The organism is Methylobacterium sp. BTF04 (genome assembly GCF_010692745.1).
GTDB lineage: Bacteria > Pseudomonadota > Alphaproteobacteria > Rhizobiales > Beijerinckiaceae > Methylobacterium.
This window is the reverse complement of sequence record NZ_JAAHTB010000203.1, coordinates 1-934: the sequence shown is the minus strand read 5'-3', so window position 1 is coordinate 934 and position 934 is coordinate 1. Positions and strand designations below refer to the sequence as shown.

The window sequence follows — 934 nt, the reverse complement described above, 5'->3', positions numbered from 1 at the left end:
AGTGTCTGCCCCGAAATGAAGTTGGGTGATATCAATGACTTGTGATTCAGTCGGAGTTGCGAAGCAACGACGGAGTTTCACATGTGGACCGATATCACCCGCGCCAAGCATGCGCGGAAGGGCCTGCGGTATTCAAGCGATTTGACGGATGCGGAATGGGCGGTGCTGGAGCCCGTCCTTCCGCCGAGGTCGAAGCTTGGCCGCCCGCCGAAGTGGTCGCGGCGAACGATCATGAACGGCTTGCTCTATGTGCTGCGCAGCGGTCAGCCCTGGCGGATGCTGCCTGGGGACTTCCCGCCGGTCTCGACGCTCCAGCGCTATTTCTACGCCTGGCGCGACAGTGGCCTTTGGAGCACGATCAACCACCTGCTGCTGATGGCCGTGCGTCTCGCCGCCGACCGGGAGGCTTCGCCCAGCGCCGGCGTGATCGATAGCCAAAGCGTCAAAACCACTGAAAGCGGCGGGCCTTGCGGCTATGACGCGGGCAAGAAAATCAAAGGCCGCAAGCGTCATATCCTGACCGACACCATGGGCCTGCTGGTCGCCGCCATCGTCCATACCGCCGACATCCAGGACCGCGATGGCGCGCCCGAGGTTCTGGCCTCGATCCGAGCCAGCTTCCCCTGGTTGCGCCACGTGTTCGCCGACGGCGGCTACGCGGGGGAAAAACTTGAGACCGCGCTCAAGGGGAAAGGCGACTGGACCCTCGAAATCATCAAGCGATCCGATGCAGCCAAGGGCTTCGTCTTGCTGCCGCGCCGGTGGGTCGTGGAGCGCACCTTCGCCTGGTTCGGCCGCAACCGCCGCCTGGCCAAGGACTTCGAGACAACCATCGAAAGCTCCACCGCATGGCTCCTGCTAGCCTCGGTTCAACTCATGACCCGCCGCATCGCAAACCCATGATATCCATCAGAAACATTATGAGTCAGACTCT

General features: G+C 62.2%; 1 protein-coding gene. It reads left to right on the top strand.

Annotated elements, in window-relative coordinates:
* Positions 1–81 precede the first annotated feature (81 nt).
* Positions 82–903 carry an IS5 family transposase gene (locus tag G3T14_RS24330; protein ID WP_163645028.1) on the top strand — a complete coding sequence of 274 codons (822 nt, stop codon included), beginning with the start codon at positions 82–84 and terminating at the stop codon, positions 901–903.
* Positions 904–934 lie beyond the last annotated feature (31 nt).